The 2,380-nt window shown below is 65.7% G+C and carries 1 protein-coding gene; it reads left to right on the top strand.

Features of this window, described 5'->3' with window-relative positions:
- Nucleotides 1-2,380: VCBS domain-containing protein (locus tag DFS28_RS30340; RefSeq protein WP_218281376.1), on the top strand; the 2,380-nt coding region annotated here is incomplete at both ends.

The raw sequence follows: 2,380 nt of genomic DNA, 5'->3' as shown, positions 1-2,380 counted from the left end.
CTCGGCACTGACGGTGCCTGGAGCTACGTCGCCGACTCTGCTCACAACGAGTTCGCCGCCGGCACCACCTACACCGACACCTTTACGGTGAGCAGTGCCGACGGCACCGCGACCGCAGTGACGGTGACCATCACCGGCAGCAACGATGCCGCCATGCTGTCCTCGGCCAGCGTCACGCTGACCGAAACCGATGCCCCGCTGACCACGGCTGGCACCCTGACCATCAGCGACGTCGACAGTGCCGCGACTTTCGTCGCGCAGAGCAACACCGCCGGCAGCTATGGCCAGTTCTCCCTCGGCACCGACGGTGCCTGGAGCTACGTCGCCGATTCTGCTCACAACGAGTTCGCCGCCGGCAGCAGCTACACCGACACCTTCACGGTACTCAGCGCCGACGGCACCGCGACCGCAGTGACGGTGACCATCACCGGCAGCAACGATGCCGCGGTGTTGTCCTCGGCCAGCGTCACGCTGACCGAGACCGATGCCCCGCTGACCACCGCCGGCACCCTGAGCATCAGCGACGTCGACAGCGCCGCGACCTTCGTCGCGCAGTCCAACACCGCCGGCAGCTACGGCCAGTTCTCCCTCGGCACTGACGGTGCCTGGAGCTACGTCGCCGACTCCGCCCACAACGAGTTCGCCGCCGGCAGCAGCTACACCGACACCTTCACGGTACTCAGCGCCGACGGCACCGCGACCGCAGTGACGGTGACCATCAACGGCAGCAACGATGCCGCGGTGTTGTCCTCGGCCAGCGTCACGCTGACCGAAACCGATACCCCGCTGACCACCGCCGGCACCCTGACCATCAGCGACGTCGACAGCGCCGCGACCTTCGTCGCGCAGTCCAACACCGCCGGCAGCTATGGCCAGTTCTCCCTCGGCACCGACGGTACCTGGAGCTACGTCGCCGACTCTGCTCACAACGAGTTCGCCGCCGGCACCACCTACACCGACACCTTTACGGTGAGCAGCGCCGACGGCACCCTCACCTCGGTCACCGTCCACATCACCGGGACTAACGATGCCGCGGTACTGTCCGCCGATATTGCCAACCTGACCGAGACCGATGCCCCACTGACCACAGCCGGTACGCTGACCATCAGCGACGTCGACAGTGCCGCGACCTTCGTCGCGCAGAGCAACACCGCCGGCAGCTATGGCCAGTTCTCCCTTGGCACTGATGGTGCCTGGAGCTACGTCGCCGATTCCGCCCACAACGAGTTCGCTGCCGGCACCACCTACACCGACACCTTCACGGTGAGCAGCGCCGACGGCACCCTCACCTCGGTCACCGTGCATATCAACGGGACCAACGATGCCGCCGTGCTGTCCGCCGATATTGCCAACCTGACCGAAACCAATGCCGTCGTCGACATCTCCACCAATGGCAACCTCACCATCAGCGACGTCGACAGCGCCACGACCTTCGTCGCCCAGTCCAACACCGCCGGCAGTTACGGCCAGTTCTCCCTCGACACCGACGGTGCCTGGAGCTATGTCGCCGACTCCGCCCACAACGAGTTCGTCGCCGGCACCACTTACACCGACACCTTCACGGTGAGCAGCGCCGACGGCACCCTCACCTCGGTCACCGTGCATATTCTCGGCAGCAACGACGCTGCCGTGCTGTCCGCCGATATTGCCAACCTGACCGAGACCAATGCCGTCGTCGACATCTCCACCAATGGCAACCTCACCATCAGCGACGTCGACAGCGCCACGACCTTCGTCGCCCAGTCCAACACCGCCGGCAGTTACGGCCAGTTCTCCCTCGACACCGACGGTGCCTGGAGCTATGTCGCCGACTCCGCCCACAACGAGTTCGTCGCCGGCACCACTTACACCGACACCTTCACGGTGAGCAGCGCCGACGGCACCCTCACCTCGGTCACCGTGCATATTCTCGGCAGCAACGACGCTGCCGTGCTGTCCGCCGATATTGCCAACCTGACCGAGACCAATGCCGTCGTCGACATCTCCACCAATGGCACCCTGGCCATCAGCGACGTCGACAGCGCCGCGACCTTCGTCGCCCAGTCCAACACCGCCGGCAGCTACGGCCAGTTCTCCCTCGGCACCGACGGGGCCTGGAGCTACGTCGCCGATAGCGCCCACAACGAGTTCGTCGCCGGCACCACCTACACCGATACCTTCACGGTAAGCAGCGCCGACGGTACCCTCACGTCGGTCACCGTGCATATCAACGGGACCAACGATGCCGCCGTGCTGTCCTCGGCCAGCGTCACGCTGACCGAAACCGATACCCCGCTGACCACCGCCGGCACCCTCAGCATCAGCGATGTCGACAGCGCCGCGACCTTCGTCGCCCAGTCCAACACCGCCGGCAGTTACGGCCAGTTCTCCCTCGGCACTG

This window comes from Pseudomonas sp. 478 (assembly GCF_003254125.1).
Lineage (GTDB): Bacteria > Pseudomonadota > Gammaproteobacteria > Pseudomonadales > Pseudomonadaceae > Aquipseudomonas.
This window is presented reverse-complemented; position numbering and strand designations above follow the sequence as displayed.